Below are 471 nucleotides of genomic sequence, written 5' to 3'. Positions count from 1 at the left end.
ACTGCTGACCCGCAAGCCTTGCGGGCGTACGTGTCCGAAGCGGTGCCGGACTACATGGTCCCGTCGGCGATCGTCGCCATCGATGTCTTGCCGTTGACCCCGAACGGGAAGTTGGACCGACGGGCCCTGCCCGCACCGGAGTTCACCGCGAACACGGAAGGCCGTGCACCACGCACCCCGCAGGAGGAGATCCTGTGCGGGGTGTTCGCGGAGGTCCTCGGCATCGGCCGGGTGTCCATTGATGACAACTTCTTTGAGCTGGGTGGGCATTCGCTGTTGGCGGTGTCTTTGGTGGAGCGGTTGCGTGAGCGTGGGCTTGCGGTGCCAGTGCGGTCGTTGTTCGTCACGCCGACGGTGGCGGGGCTCGCGTCCGGCCTGGAGACCACGGGCAAGAACCTGTTGATCCCCCCGAACGGGATCGTCGAGGGCGTTGAGGTGATCACGCCGGAGATGGTGCCGTTGGCGGGCTTG

1 protein-coding gene is annotated in these 471 nt (G+C 66.2%); it reads left to right on the top strand.

What is annotated here, in order from left to right; translation table 11 throughout:
* Nucleotides 1-30: 30 nt before the first annotated feature.
* On the top strand, nt 31-471 hold a 441-nt coding region (locus IG99_RS43570), incomplete at its 3' end, for a phosphopantetheine-binding protein (RefSeq protein ID WP_037684594.1).

Origin of the sequence: Streptomyces griseus subsp. griseus (genome assembly GCF_000720255.1) — a bacterium.
GTDB classification, from domain to species: domain Bacteria; phylum Actinomycetota; class Actinomycetes; order Streptomycetales; family Streptomycetaceae; genus Streptomyces; species Streptomyces griseus_I.
This window is presented reverse-complemented; position numbering and strand designations above follow the sequence as displayed.